11 protein-coding genes are annotated in these 13,581 nt (G+C 53.8%); 4 read left to right on the forward strand and 7 right to left on the reverse strand.

All coding sequences use genetic code 11. The features are described 5' to 3' along the window. Positions 1-23: 23 nt before the first annotated feature. Genes IDH45_RS26700 through IDH45_RS26710 form a run of 3 tightly spaced genes read right to left on the reverse strand, consistent with a single transcriptional unit; the run spans position 24 to position 3,466 of the window. Positions 24-1,340, reverse strand: a complete 1,317-nt coding sequence (locus IDH45_RS26700; RefSeq protein ID WP_190931203.1) for an ABC transporter substrate-binding protein — start codon at positions 1,338-1,340, stop codon at positions 24-26. Positions 1,341-1,367: 27 nt separating this feature from the next. Then, the gene (locus IDH45_RS26705; RefSeq protein ID WP_190931204.1) at positions 1,368-2,414 is read right to left on the reverse strand and encodes a Gfo/Idh/MocA family protein; all 1,047 of its coding nucleotides are present in this window, start codon (positions 2,412-2,414) and stop codon (positions 1,368-1,370) included. 17 nt (positions 2,415-2,431) lie between these two features. Next, entirely contained in the window at positions 2,432-3,466 is a 1,035-nt protein-coding gene (locus IDH45_RS26710; protein ID WP_190931205.1) for a Gfo/Idh/MocA family protein, read from the reverse strand. A gap of 195 nt (positions 3,467-3,661) precedes the next feature. On the opposite strand from IDH45_RS26710, the gene IDH45_RS26715 reads away from it, so the two are divergent. After that, a complete protein-coding gene (locus IDH45_RS26715; RefSeq protein WP_190931206.1) occupies positions 3,662-4,567 on the forward strand; it encodes an AraC family transcriptional regulator in 906 nt (301 codons plus the stop codon). Here the strand turns inward: IDH45_RS26715 and IDH45_RS26720 are convergent. The 4 genes from IDH45_RS26720 to IDH45_RS26730 form a co-directional block, all read right to left on the reverse strand. Next, on the reverse strand, positions 4,564-7,617 hold the full coding sequence (locus IDH45_RS26720; RefSeq protein ID WP_190931207.1) for an alpha-mannosidase: 3,054 nt from the start codon (positions 7,615-7,617) through the stop codon (positions 4,564-4,566). The genes IDH45_RS26715 and IDH45_RS26720 overlap by 4 nt on opposite strands. A 756-nt stretch (positions 7,618-8,373) precedes the next feature. Further along, positions 8,374-8,826: a GNAT family N-acetyltransferase gene (locus tag IDH45_RS26725; protein ID WP_190931208.1), complete on the reverse strand. Its 453-nt coding sequence runs from the start codon at positions 8,824-8,826 to the stop codon at positions 8,374-8,376. 39 nt (positions 8,827-8,865) lie between these two features. Beyond that, a complete protein-coding gene (locus tag IDH45_RS35110) occupies positions 8,866-9,024 on the reverse strand; it encodes an AraC family transcriptional regulator (protein ID WP_317891295.1) in 159 nt (52 codons plus the stop codon). Then, on the reverse strand, positions 9,009-9,692 hold the full coding sequence (locus IDH45_RS26730) for a DUF6597 domain-containing transcriptional factor (protein ID WP_317891296.1): 684 nt from the start codon (positions 9,690-9,692) through the stop codon (positions 9,009-9,011). The genes IDH45_RS35110 and IDH45_RS26730 overlap by 16 nt, the downstream gene beginning before the upstream one ends. Before the next feature lie 165 nt (positions 9,693-9,857). Between IDH45_RS26730 and IDH45_RS26735 the strand changes: the two genes are divergently transcribed. The 3 genes from IDH45_RS26735 (at position 9,858) to IDH45_RS26745 (ending at position 13,581) form a co-directional block, all read left to right on the forward strand. Beyond that, positions 9,858-10,307, forward strand: coding sequence for an SRPBCC family protein (locus IDH45_RS26735; protein ID WP_190931209.1), 450 nt, complete (start codon positions 9,858-9,860; stop codon positions 10,305-10,307). A 246-nt stretch (positions 10,308-10,553) separates the two neighbouring features. Beyond that, entirely contained in the window at positions 10,554-11,429 is an 876-nt protein-coding gene (locus tag IDH45_RS26740; protein ID WP_190931210.1) for an ABC transporter ATP-binding protein, read from the forward strand. Continuing rightward, a complete protein-coding gene (locus tag IDH45_RS26745) occupies positions 11,422-13,581 on the forward strand; it encodes a hypothetical protein (RefSeq protein WP_190931211.1) in 2,160 nt (719 codons plus the stop codon). Before IDH45_RS26740 ends, IDH45_RS26745 begins: the two co-directional genes overlap by 8 nt.

Genomic DNA, 13,581 nt, shown 5'->3' on the forward strand with positions numbered 1-13,581 from the left:
AGAATTTCGATGATCCCTGTGTTCTATTTCTTCAGTTCGGCCTCGATCTTTTTATCTACAAGCTCCTTCGTTGTCCGAATGACCGTGTTCAAGTCCTGGCCTTTCCGAATGGCGACTGCGGCGTTCCACGCCTCTGGCCTGACGATCGTCTGATCGTACGGGGACGGCTTGTGCATCTTGCGCGGAGTCGCGTTGAAGATTGCGGCGACATGTTTGCCTTTCATGTTCTGCAGGTTGGCTCCGAACAGCTTCTGGATGTCGGCGCTGGCCAGCGGGGTGACTCTTCCGTTTTTCGTCATTTCGCTTTGCACCTGGTCGGACAGCATGTGCGCCATTACCTGGAACGCCTCGTCCTTATGCTTGCTCAAATTGGAGAGCACCATCGAATGCGTGGTTGCTTCGCGGCCTGTGCCGACCGCTTCAGGGAAGTTGGGCAAGGCGACCATATCCCAGTTCAGATTAAATCCGCCCTTTTTGAGCTCGTCTTCGAATCTGCCGACGAAATTGTCGGCCCACAGCGGAAACATCGCAAGCGTTTTGTCTTTGATAAATACTTCTCGGCCGATCGGCACCTCATTGCCCAGGATTCCGGAAGCTTGATACGACTGCTGTACCATCTGAAACACTCGCTTCCACTCCTCCGAGTCGATTACGCTCTTGCTGGTCGCCAGGTCGACGAACGACAGCGACAGCTGGGAAGCGATCAGAGCCGGCTCACTCGGGTCGAATCCGATATACCGGACGCCTCCATCCTCTCTGGACAACCGCTTGGACAGCTGAATCACTTCGTCCCACGTCATGCCGTCCCGCGGATACTCCTCTCCGAATTTATCGAAGATGTCCTTGTTATACAGCATAACCCCGACGCCGACGGAGAACGGCAGCGCCGGTAGTTCCCCGCGATCCCCGAATTGTCTGAGCGTCTCGATGATCGTCGGATTTACTTTGCCCAGGTCCGCATTCGTTTTCTTGACATACTCGTCCAACGGCTGAAGCACCTTGTAATCTTTCAGCCGCTGCAGGTCGCTCGTGCTGGTAAAGACGATGTCGGGGAAGTTGCCGGATGCAAGCAGCTCTTCCGGGGTCGTTCCTTTATCCTCGACGATCATCTTTAGCGTAATGTGCGGATATTTGCTGCGAACCGGCTCGATAAAATACCGTTTGAACTCGTCGTCGGTCAGGTTCGTCCGGAAGCGGTACACGGAAAGCTCTACCGGCTTTGCCTCCTCGGGCTTCACATGATCGCCGGGAGCCTCTCCGGTTTCCTTCTTTGAACTACAACCCGCGAACAAAGCGGTCAGCATGGTCAGAACGGTAAACGTTACAACTGTTTTTTTCATAGGAACCCCTCCTCGAATACGTATCGATCAAGCTTTCCATACCTTGTCATCCGGCCCGCCGATCGGCAGGCGTATGGTTTTCCCCGTTTTGGCCGACAGGATCGTCCCTACACACGCTTCGAATATGCGCAAGGAAAAATCGGCGGAAACGGCTTGCGGGGAAGCGCCGACGATGCTCTCCGCATACTCGCGGAACAGCGAGGTGTAGGCCGCAACCGAATCGTCATGCGTCAGCGCCTGCATCCGCAGTCCGTGTCCCGTAAACGAAACCAGACTACTCTTTGCGTTATCGAAGTCGATGACGCCTTTATCGCCAACGATTGACAATCGCTCGCGGGTCGGAAATCCTTCCGGCTCCATCATCGTCATATTCAGCTCGCATACGGCCAGGCTGCCATTTCTCATCCGGATCTGACTGATCATGTAGTTGTCTGTCTCCATGCGGTCTTCACCCGGATAATGAGCGAGCGTGCGGCCCGACACCGTCTCGGGCTCCGAGTCGAGCAGCCAGCCGATCAGATCCATGTAATGTACGCCATTATGAATAAATTGCCCCCCGCTTTCGGCTTTGCGGTAAAAGCTGCCGGCATCGTAAGGGAAAAAGCGTCCCTGCAAGCTGTACCGAAGCATTTTCGGGGTGCCGATTTTGCCGGTTCGAATCGTCTCTTTGATTTGCTGCCACTTATACTGGTATCTGTAATTGGTAACGATCTGCAGCTTCCGGTCCAGCCGCGCGGCCGTGTCCGCCAACATTCGTGCGGAAGCTACGCTTAACGCAAGCGGCTTTTCGCAGATGACATGCTTTCCGGCTTCAAGGGCCATCATCACCTGCTCGGCATGGAGCCAGTCCGGACTGCAAATATCGACGACGTGGACATCGTCCCGCCGCAGCACCTCCTGGAAATCGTTCGTCCATTCGACCTTGCAGCGCTCGGCATACGTTCGGACGCCCAAATCGACGTCCATCAGAAGCACTACGTCCCATTGCGGAATTTGCATCGCTGCCGGCAAGTGACAGCTTGTCGCTATGTTCGGTTTTCCCGCGCCTATCAAAGCATATCCCAATCGGTTCATGTTCGTCTGCTCCTTCGTCACAACAGCACCTGTTCCTGGATTTGCGCGGAGCGATACACCGCTCGCAGCACCTTCGTGACGGCAAGCGCATCCTCGGCGCCGGGCAAGTTGCCGCTCCAGCTTCCTGTTCTCAGTTCCCGTACGAAATCGGCCAGCAGTTCCTCCTGCGCCTTCGGAGCCATTTCCAGCCTGGCGTCCTGCTCACCGTAAACGTTTGCCGACAGCTGTGCGCCGTCCGCATACAACGTCCCTTTCTCTCCGGTAACCGAAGCGCGGATGATCGGGCACCCCGCTTTGCCCGGAATGCGGCCGGTCACAAGATGGCCGACGGCGCCGCTGGCAAACTTAATCAGTACGGTCCCGAGCGACTCCATCCCGACTTGCGCGTAATCGTCGTAAAAAGCATCGCTCAGCATCGCCTGTACGGCGACCGGCTCGCCCAGCAGCCGGCACAAATAGTCGATCGCATAACAGCCGAAATTCGTCACCTCTCCCCCGCCGTAACTGTCCACATACGCTTTAGTGGCCCGGAAGCCTGGAAGCGGCCCGCCGTCCATCCATAACTCGACCGAAGCGGCGAGCGGTTTGCCGATTTCCCCCGCAGTAAGCCTGTTGGAAATATGCCTGAACGATGCCGTGTGCCTCAGCCAGAAAAAAACGAGCATTGGAACGCCGGCAGCCGCAACCGCCCTGCAGATCGACTCCGCATCGCGGACATGAACGGCAATCGGCTTGTCGCAGACCATCGCCTTGCCCGCAGCCGCCGCTTCCCGTACGACCTCGGCCGTCTTCGCGGGCTCCACCATCACGCTGATCAAATCGATGTCATCCCGGCGAACGAGCATCCTCCAGTCTTCCACGTACTCCGCTCCATATCGCTTGGCGTAATCTATTGCCGATGCTTCGCCGCCTCCTTCCCATAATACCGGCTCCGATTCCGGATAAAAGCTGACAGCCTTTAGCCGGACTCCGTCCATTCCGGACAACGGAATCTCCAGCGCATGTCTGCCCCTGATGCCAACTCCCACTACTCCTACACGAATAAGCGACATGTTTCCGGACGTCCCCCCTTTTGATGTCGATTTTGGTTTGCAGTTGTACTATAGCACGCGGCCGATTGATTCCGGCTACACTCTTCTTGCACTTTGCACCACTAAACCTCGTAAACGCTTACTTTTGTCCGGAGCTTCACTTATAATGGAGTGGAGAAAAACGATGTCATCGTATTTTCGGGGAGGGACACCGTCATGCAGCGACTCAGCCAAATCAAATGGAATCGGCATTACTACTTGTACAGAGGTGAAGTCCAGAGCGGGACGATGGAGTGTTTTCACGCTCATGAAGGCTTCGAGTTTCTATTCGTGCACGAGGGCTCCGGGGAAACGGTCGTGAATGGCCGGCGATACGAGTTCGGCCCCAGGTCGCTGTTATTGTTTCCGCCGTATCAGGTGCACGCTCTGCGGGTATACCCTCCCTATGTCCGCACTTGCCTGAAAATCAGGCTGCCGTGGACCGAGCCGTGCTCGTTATTGTTTCCGTTATTGTACGAATTTTTATCGAATCTGGAGAAGCAGCCGCCCGATTGCCCGGTGTTCCAGTTGACCGACCGGCAGGAGGACTACCTGGAGCAGGCGATCGGGCAGGCCAGCGAATCGCTCGAACTTTGTACCGCTGAGGAGCAGCAGGAAACCGCCATGCTGTTCGTCCTGCAGTTGATTTCTTATCTGAAGCTGCACGTCTTCCCTTCTACAATGACCGGGCAACGGGAAAAGACCGGGATTCCCGGTCATTATGCGGAGCATATGATCAAATGGGTCGACCATCACTACACCGAAGATTTTTCGTTGTCGCGGCTCGCTTCCGAGCTTCACTTGTCTCCCAATTACGTGTCTAACATGTTCAGGCAATACACCGGGAGTACGCTTCGGGATTACGTTTCCCGAAAAAGACTGGAGCGGGCCTGCCTGTTGCTGGAAACTACGTCGCTGTCCATCGAGCGGATCGGTAAAGAGTCGGGCATTCCGAATGCGGCGCATTTCTGCCGCGTCTTCAAAAAAATGTTCCGGCTCACCCCTCAGCAGTACCGTCTGGAGAAGCAGCGCCAATACCGGTTCTCGGATGAAGACGAAGCGGGACGCCGATCCTCCCCTTAATCGGCACCCGCTTCGGCCAGGAACGCAAGCTTGATGGTACGGATTTCGAATGGGCGAAAACGCAAGATCAGCTTGCCGTCCGGGCGGCATGGAATCGGCTCAAGCGGATTCTCCAGCAGATCGGCCGCCCAAGCTTGCGCAACGGGCCAACCCGCGGCGAGGTTGAGCGTCGCCTGCGTTCCCGACGTTTCATACAGGCGGACAATGATGCCGTCATCGTCTTCGGAACGTTTCACCGCTTCCACCATGACGAGCGGATGATCAAGCTCCAGAAACGATCCTGACGATTCCCGCTTATGGACTACAGGGGCTGCCCCCGCGCCAGCCGCCGTGCGCAGCGGCACATTCAGCTCATAGCCGCGCTTGTATGTCTTCGCCTGGATATGATCGCCCCGATGCGGATACAGCGAATACGTAAACTCATGCTCCGCACGGTCCGCTTCCGGGTCCGGATGGCCGGAGGAACGCAGCAAGTTCAGATCGAGCGTGCCGCCTTCCGCCCGGTGGCCGTACTTGCAGTCGTTCAGCAAAGCGACGCCGTAATCCGGCTCGGACAGGTCGATCCAATGGTGGGCGCATATTTCATCCTTCGCATAGTCCCACATCGTGTTGCGGTGCGTCGGTCTGCGGATGAAGCCGAATTGAATCTCGCAGCTTGCCGTCTCTGACCGAATATCGACCGGGAACGAGGTCCGCAGCATTTTCTCCGACTCCCGCCAGTTTACCCGGGTCACAAAATCGATTCTGCGGCTTCCCAGCGTAACCAACACCTTCTGGGTCCACTCCGACCGGCCATAGCGATAACGGTGCAGCAGTCCTGCCGCGGGTCCGTCCGAAATTTCCTTCGTTTCCACTAGCGCCGGCTTGTCGTTTTGAAGCTGCCGGTAATCGTGCGGGAAGTCCCACGCATTGCCCTTGTCGTCGTATATGCTCAGATCGTTGGCGCATGCCCCGGATTGAACGAGCTCGCGCGCATGCTCCTTGTCGTAGATCGAAGCGATCGTGCCGTCCGGGTTAAACGAAAGCTTCAACAAATCGTTTTCGAGGCACCCGAGCGAAGCCGATGCCCGAAGCGGTGAAAAATCCGCGGTCTGCAGCGCCGATGCCGAAACGACGGCATACCCCATCGGCGGCACACAGGCGTACACCCACCGTCCGTCCGCTTTCAGCCACTCCTCGCGTTCCCACGGCAAGGAGTTAAAAACCGTCAAGGACTCACCCTGCGCAGATACCGATTGCGCAATCGCCTCATACCGCTCGGCAATAAGATGCTCCACTTCCGCGAGCATCACCGCATAACGCTCCAGCGACTCATCGTACACCCGCTTGATCGACGAGCCCGGCAATATATCGTGGAACTGGTATAACAGCACTTCTTTCCAGATGCTCTCCAGCCGTTCCGAAGGGTAGGGAAAGGCAGCGCCGCTTGGGCTCATACCGGGCCTTTCGGCCAATACCGAGGCAAATTCCAGCTCGCGGAGCGCTTTTTCCAGTTTGCGGTTGTACCATTTGTTTCTCCCCTGGCTGGTCAACGTCCCCTGATGCTTTTCCAAATACAGCTCTCCCCGCCAAGTTGCGTAGTGGGATGCGCCTTGGTTCAGCTTCTCGAAGAAAACCCAGGAAGGCTCCTGTACGACCGGACACAAGCCCAGCAAATTTTGCTCGCGGGCCAGACGCTCCAAATGCTCCTCTCCCGGACCGCCGCCGCCGTCGCCGATGCCGAACAGCATCAGACAATTTGCGGATACGCGCTTGTCCAAATAAGCGTTTTCCGCTTTGGTGACGGACCGGGGAGCGGCCGGACTGTTGTACGTATCTTCGGGCGGCATATGCGTTAGCACAGCCGAACCGTCGAGGCCCTCCCATCGAAACGTGTGATGCGGATGTTTGTTGTATACGCTCCACGACAGCTTCTGTGTCATCATATAACTTACGCCGGACAACTTCAGCAGCTGCGGCAAACTGGCCGTATAGCCAAAAACGTCCGGCATCCACAGCGACTTCACCTCGATGCCGAATTCCTGGCGGAAAAACCGTTTGCCGTACAAAATCTGCCTGACCAGCGATTCGCCTCCGGGCACGTTTGTATCCGACTCGACCCACATCGCCCCTTGCGGCTCCCAGCGCCCTTCGCGCACCCGCTCTTTGACCTGCTCGTACAACCCGGGATAAGACTTCTTGATCCAATCGTACAGCTGCGGCTGGCTGGCTCCGAACACATAATCCGGGTACTGCTCCATCATCCGCAGAGCGGTGGCGAACGTACGCGCCCCTTTGCGAACCGTCTCCCGCAGCGGCCACAGCCAGGCAAGGTCGATATGGGCATGACCGATCGCGCTGACGGTCAGCACCGGGTCTCCCCCGCGCTTGCTCAGCTGTTCGTCCAGCACCCGCCGCGCCTCCGCAACCTGATCCCCGGACAGATCCGTCAAAAACAGCGAAACCTCGTAAAGCGCATTCCAGATTTGTTCCCTCCGGGCGCTCGTTTCCGGCAGGTTCTCCGCGGTTTCAAGCAGTACTTCCGCGTCATAGTACAGCTGTCTTACGTCTTCTCTGCATAAGGCGATCACCGCTTCCTTCAGCGTTCCGCTGCGGTAATGGCCGAACAAGTCGTTGCACCCGGCGTCGCCCCACAGTCCGATCGTTTCACTCCCCGTTGACGAGGCGCTGACCGGAACTACCCGTTTGCCCGGCCGTCCCAGCGACAAGTCGAACGAGGAACTGACATTCGTCAGTCCTTGCACGGGAGAGCCTTCCTCGTCTACCAGACCAAGCTCCCCGTTCACATCGATCAACAATACAACATTGCGGCCCCGCCCTTCCTCCGGCACTTTGCCGGCAAAATAAAACCAGGCGCAATCCCACAATTCACCCCACCGCTCTCCGGTGATCAGCTCGATCCTTGTTCCGGACGTCCGCTCCGCATAAACGACCGGTTCCTTCGTCACCCAGGCAGTTACGCTTAATTCGGCCAGCGGTACGTAAATGTGCTTGTCGATTTTATTCAGCATCGCTCTCATTACATCCGGTTTGAAAGCTTCATACGGCATCGTTTCGGTCCCCCTTGCCGGCAATCGGCTTTTCGCTCACGCAATAATACGCCGTTCTCTCGAACGATTCGCGCGGTATGCATAACCGCAGCCTGATGATACCACGGAACCGATTGACTCCGGCTACGGACTTCTTGCATTTTGCAACTGGCGGGAGGCCCGGACACCCCCCTTATTCGTCTACCTCCTTCCCATGAGCAAGGGTCACAAGGCCCAGATACCACGATGAATGTTCCTGCGACACGTTCCGACTAGAAAAGAAGAACCGTCAGGGGAACGTCCGGACGGTCCTTTGACGTGCAAACCCAAACGTATGCGCGTGGAAGGGAATGGGTTCTTCGCTCCAGCCGCTCGCCCTCAGGTAGTGCTGTCTTCATAACTGTGTTATGATGGCTAACGAACCCACCATTCGTTATCAGAGCCGAATGCGGGCGTTTGAATTTGTAACGAACTCTTGTATGATTATTCCCGCAAATCGGATCGTTTTTTTCCACTTTCGGTCCGATAACGATCCCTGGATTCGTTAAGTCTGGATTGACGTCGTTTTTCAGCGATAAGCACGATCCGATTCGTTAGTCATCGAACCTGAGTATATGTTCACTAACGCCAAGTAAGGAAACCCTTTCCTTCACTTTAGTACGGTAAAGAACTTAAACTTTCTGGAAAATTTAAACAAACGCCGGAGAAATCATTCCCCGACGCTCCTTCATGCACAGCTCCCTGCTACGTCCGGCCCTGTACAACTCACAATCCGCCCTACAAATCCTGCGACAATCGCACCATATCCGTCACCTGGATGCCGTTCTCGAATAAAGGTTCCTCATAATGCCGCAGGAAAAAGTCGCGGTCGATCCCGACCATACGGAATCCGCACTTCTGGTACAACGCCAACTGATCGACGCTGGAATTGCCGGTGCCGACTTCAATCGTCTGATACCCTTCTTCTCTTGCCTGCCAAACCGCATGCCGGACAAGCTGCTTGCCGATCCCTTTCCCCTGATGCTCTTCGCGGACGGATACGTTGACCAGTTCCACCGTCGCCGGCCTCGTAGGCAGCAGCACGTACACGCCGACGATTTCGCCGGAATCGACCGCGACATAACTTGTTCCTCTCTGCAAATAACGTTCAACCAGCTGTTTGGAAGGGTCTGCATTCAACAGCAGCTCCATAGGCGGTTGTTCGCCTTCCCCCAACATTCGAATATCCATCCTAATCTCCTTTCCTGGTCCTATCTCTATCCAAGCTCGTTACTCGTGATGGCTGGCGCCACCCGCCCCCATAGCGCGAATATACTCTTCCGGCGACCGTCCGAGCACCGCTTTGAAATCTTTGATGAAATGAGCTTGGTCGTAATAACCCAGATCCACCGACAGCTTGGCCCAATCCGGAATCAGCCCCTTCTCCATCTGCATCGCCGCTTCGTGCAGCCGATACCGCTGAATGACCCATTTCGGGGTAACCCCACGTACTTATCGAACAGCCGCTGAATCGTACGTTTGTTGCACCCGAAGCGCGACACGACATCGTCCACCTTCGTAATCGCCCGTTCCCGCTCAATCGTCTCGACGATCCGGCATGCCAGATCGAGACTGTCATCCGCCTGCGGCAGCCTTTCACGAAAAAACCGTTCCGCCGCCTCCACAACCCCGGCGTCATCAGCCGCCGACAAGACGTTTTCCTCGACGGGCCGGGCGTCGCAGCCGAACACTTCCCCGAAACGGACGGAACGGCCGGTCAGCCCGGATACGGGGGATCGCCAGAACGGATAAAAGCCGCCGGGCTTAAACATGACCCCCAGCACCATTCCCTGGTCGTACAGCAGTTGGGAAGATGTTTGTAAAGGAATGCCGTAAATCCGCGTGTTTTCTTTCTCAAATACAAGATTGACATTCGGATGCGATAAGACGACTTGCCGGTAAGGCGGTTCTCCTCGCAAATCCCATCGCGCCACCCAATACCGCAGAATAAACGGCGCAAGCTCCGGCGAGGGAGCATGGCGGGTGATAAGAAATTTATGCTTGCCCGCTTCCTGATTCAAAATGCCCTTGCCGGAATGGTCCACGTTCGACTGCATACCTGCTCCTCCCCGCTCTTCCGTCCTCATCCGGTGATGAGGAGCGCTGTCGCGTTTTTACAATACAGCCTGTATGGGGCTGCTCTATGATGTACATTATCAAACGGATAGCGGATCGTGCAACGGATCTGCCCTTCGAATCCGTATAAGGAGGCCGAATCGCCAATGGAACAAACATTTATCACGTATATAGGAGCGATACCCGAACACATTTGGGACATTCTTACGAAGCCGGAGTATGTGAAGCAAATCTTTTTTGGCAGCATCCTCCAATCCACGTTCGAGCCGGGAAGCTCCTTCCAATACGTCGGTCCGGGAAGCGACGGCGAAGAAACGGTTCACGTATACGGCACCGTGCTCGTATTCGAGCCTTACCGGCTGATGAGTTTTCTGGAGCATCCGGGACCGTCCTACTACGCCAATCACGCCGAGCTGGAATCGAGAATTACAATGACGCTCGAAACGGTCGGCGACTGCACCAAACTGGTGCTCGTCAACGATCAATGGACGGCCAACCACCCGTCTCAAGCCAAAACGCCGGAATCGTGGCCGATTGTGCTGAGCAATATTAAAACGTTGGCGGAGACGGGCAAGACTTTGAATTTGGGCCGGTAATTATCGCTATTGAAGACACTTTTATAAGAAGCTTCCTTCCCATTTTGTGGAGGGAGCTTCTTTTTTTAATATCTATTTCCCAGTCTTTATGTTTATTTGAGCCTAGACACTTATTGATTGCTGCTATTTTGCATAAGCGAGAATCTATATTTCAACGTAACTCATGTTCCATAAACAAACTAATAATGGTATTATTTAGGTTATAAATATACTCATGAGTTCTATTTAATAAAGGCGGTTGACCCTATGAACATCCAAATCAAAAACTTGAGCAAGAAATACGGCAATCACCATGCGCTATCGCAACTTAACCTGTCAATCGGCTCCGGCATGTTCGGATTGCTGGGACCTAACGGCACCGGGAAGACGACTCTGATGAAAATACTCGCGACTTTACAAGCGCCTTCAAGTGGCGAAGTCCGATTCGGAGAGCTGCTTCTCGGCAAAGACGATCATGAAATTCGCAAAGTAGTCGGATATTTGCCACAGCATTTCGGACTTTATGAACGATTAACCGGGGAGGAGTTTCTCGATTATATCGCCATTCTGAAAGGAATCAGACATCCTGTTCACAGAAAAAAACAAATCGACGCCGTGCTGGAGGAAGTAAATTTAGCCGATAAGCGGAAATTCAAGATCAGGACGTATTCCGGAGGAATGCGTCAACGAGTCGGCATCGCTCAGGCACTGCTAGGAAATCCACAAATTATTATTACGGACGAGCCTACGGTCGGACTCGATCCAGAGGAGCGAATCCGGTTTCGAAACATGCTCGGCGAGCTAAGCGTCGACCGGATCGTACTTTTGTCCACTCATATAGTCGGCGATATCGAAACCAGCTGCACAGAGCTGGCGATTATGCACGCGGGAAACGTCTTGTTCCAGGGACAGCCAGAGACTCTTCTCGACCGGATGGAGGGCAAAGTATGGACGACTATCGTAAACAAACAAGAATCGGCCGAAATTCGTTCGAAGAAAAACTTTCTATCCCAGCGTACCGTTCAGAACGGTTATGAACTCCGGGTTTTATCCGACGAAACTCCAATCGGGCAAGCGGTTTTGGCATCGCCAAATCTAGAAGACGCTTACATGGCTCTCATAGGAGGTCATTCTATTGAGTGAATGGCTCTACATGCTTCGAATCGAGCTTCGCCTCCTTCTGCGCGGAATTACATTTCAAATTGCAATAGCTTTAGCGATCGGTTACGGTATTTTGATCTATGTAACGGTGGAAGATTTGGCGAAAATCGTCCATTGGGGATACTTTATAAGACAGTTCCAATACTGGTTTTTGTTCCCCATAACGATGATTGCACTCGTATCGAGCGTTTATAAAGCGAGAGAGGACCAAACAACAGGAGTCGCCCAACTGCTGCTTAGCCTTCCTTATTCCAGCTCGAAACGGATTAGTGCCAAACTGACTGCCATCCTGCTGCCCTTCTTACTTGTATCGGCAATTCCCGTTGTCATTTGGCTGACTGCCCGAGTGGACATATCGCCGGCCGAACGTCTGTACATAGCGGGTCTGCTTGCTTCGGCAGCTATCCCTTTAGGCTTTATCGTTTGCGCCGGTTTTGTAACCGGTTACGCGACTAAAGGCCGGGTCGCTTACGTAGCTGCACTTCTGATCTGGTGTGCGTTCAGCCCGATCGGGCTGATGGTTTATTACCCGGCGATCCCGGTTGCAGTCCGGGATTTTCTGAACGTATTTGTTCCGTTCGGCTATTACATGGAGTACTTCGCCGGGTTTATCAAAGACGTCACCTTCTGGCTGTATCGCGTCTTTTATTTCGCTTTGGCAGCCTCCTTCGTCCTTTTGACCATTGTGCTAGTACGACGAAAACGCAAAGAGGTCGACAGGTTTTGGATCCCCGTCACCTCTCTAGTACTTGCTCTCTCCCTTACCTTCGGAACGGGAGCTGCCTTCTTCCGATTTCAACAATCAAGGATGTTAGCTTCTGTTCTTGAAGCGGAGCGGATTAAAGCCGATGAGCTCCTTTTACCCAACCAGCCGATGGATGGAAAAATAACACCTCTGCCCGCTTACCGGGTGAACCGTTATGACATCGATGCAAGTTATCGGGATGACGAGATGGATTTTCAGGTCAAAATGATCGTAGCACCAAAGGGGCAGCAGCCTGTCACACAATTGGAATTCACTCTATGGGACCAGCTCGACCTTGCATCGGTCCAAGTGAACGGGCTAGCAGTCGATTATGATCGTGAGCGTAATTTTATCGCCATTCCTCTTGCATCGCCGCTAAGTCCAAACGTCAAAGCGGACATCGTTATGACCTATCGTGGAAAAATAGACGAGTGGCGGCCGATGCGGCCGTATCGCCAAACGTATGAAGTGTTGGCGCCTCTTTATACGGCAAACAGGAACAAACTTTTACTGCCGAGTCACATCGCTTGGTATCCGCTTCCCGGCAAAGTGGTGGCACATCAATCGTTCCAACAGCACGACTTTATCCGAAGCGAGGTAATTACGAACGACGATTTTGAAACAATATACTCGTTTATCTACCCGGCTCAATTTCTAGTAACGGTCCATTATCCGGAAACTCTCCAAATGGAAAGCAATTTACGGAAAATTAGCCGAGAGGTGCTCAACGGGACTCAATCGGTCCAATTTGAAGGATCGGCCGTATATGGAGTTTCCTTGCTGGGCGGCAGCCTGAAAACGATCGTGTATGAGACGCCTGATCTAAAAGTAAAGGCGATTGCAAACAGCTTAATCTCCACTAGTCATATGGAACAATTCGCTAAGAGTTATCACCAGTTGGCAATGGAACTGTCGCGTATAATGCAACATCCGATACCGGATAAAGAAATTACTCTCGTCATCATAGACAACGCAACCACCAGCGACTTTGTACGGCAAACAGATTCAATCGTCAAGGTAAGCAAAACTGCAATAGCGGAAGCGTCATTTGATGAAGCATCACCTGTCGCAAAATATATATTTATCAACTTGCTTAGCATGAACATAAGCGAGCAAACATCGGCCAATAGCCCGGTATCCGGAGACAATCAAAATTTATGGTCTTATTTGCTTAAAGATTATTTAACACACAAGGACTCGCCTCCTTTCCGTCTAGCCGAAACCGGGGATAGGGTTCACAAAACTATGAGTGAATCACTCCAAAAAATCGAGGCCTATATGAATACTCATTCCAACGAACAGATCGAGGCGATGATTCGCCGGTTGCACCAAGCTATTCGCAACAAACCTCTGGAAACCGTCGATGTAACTACAATACTGAAGAAATAG

Origin of the sequence: Paenibacillus oceani, from assembly GCF_014705615.1 — a bacterium.
GTDB classification, from domain to species: Bacteria; Bacillota; Bacilli; order Paenibacillales; family NBRC-103111; genus Paenibacillus_AB; species Paenibacillus_AB oceani.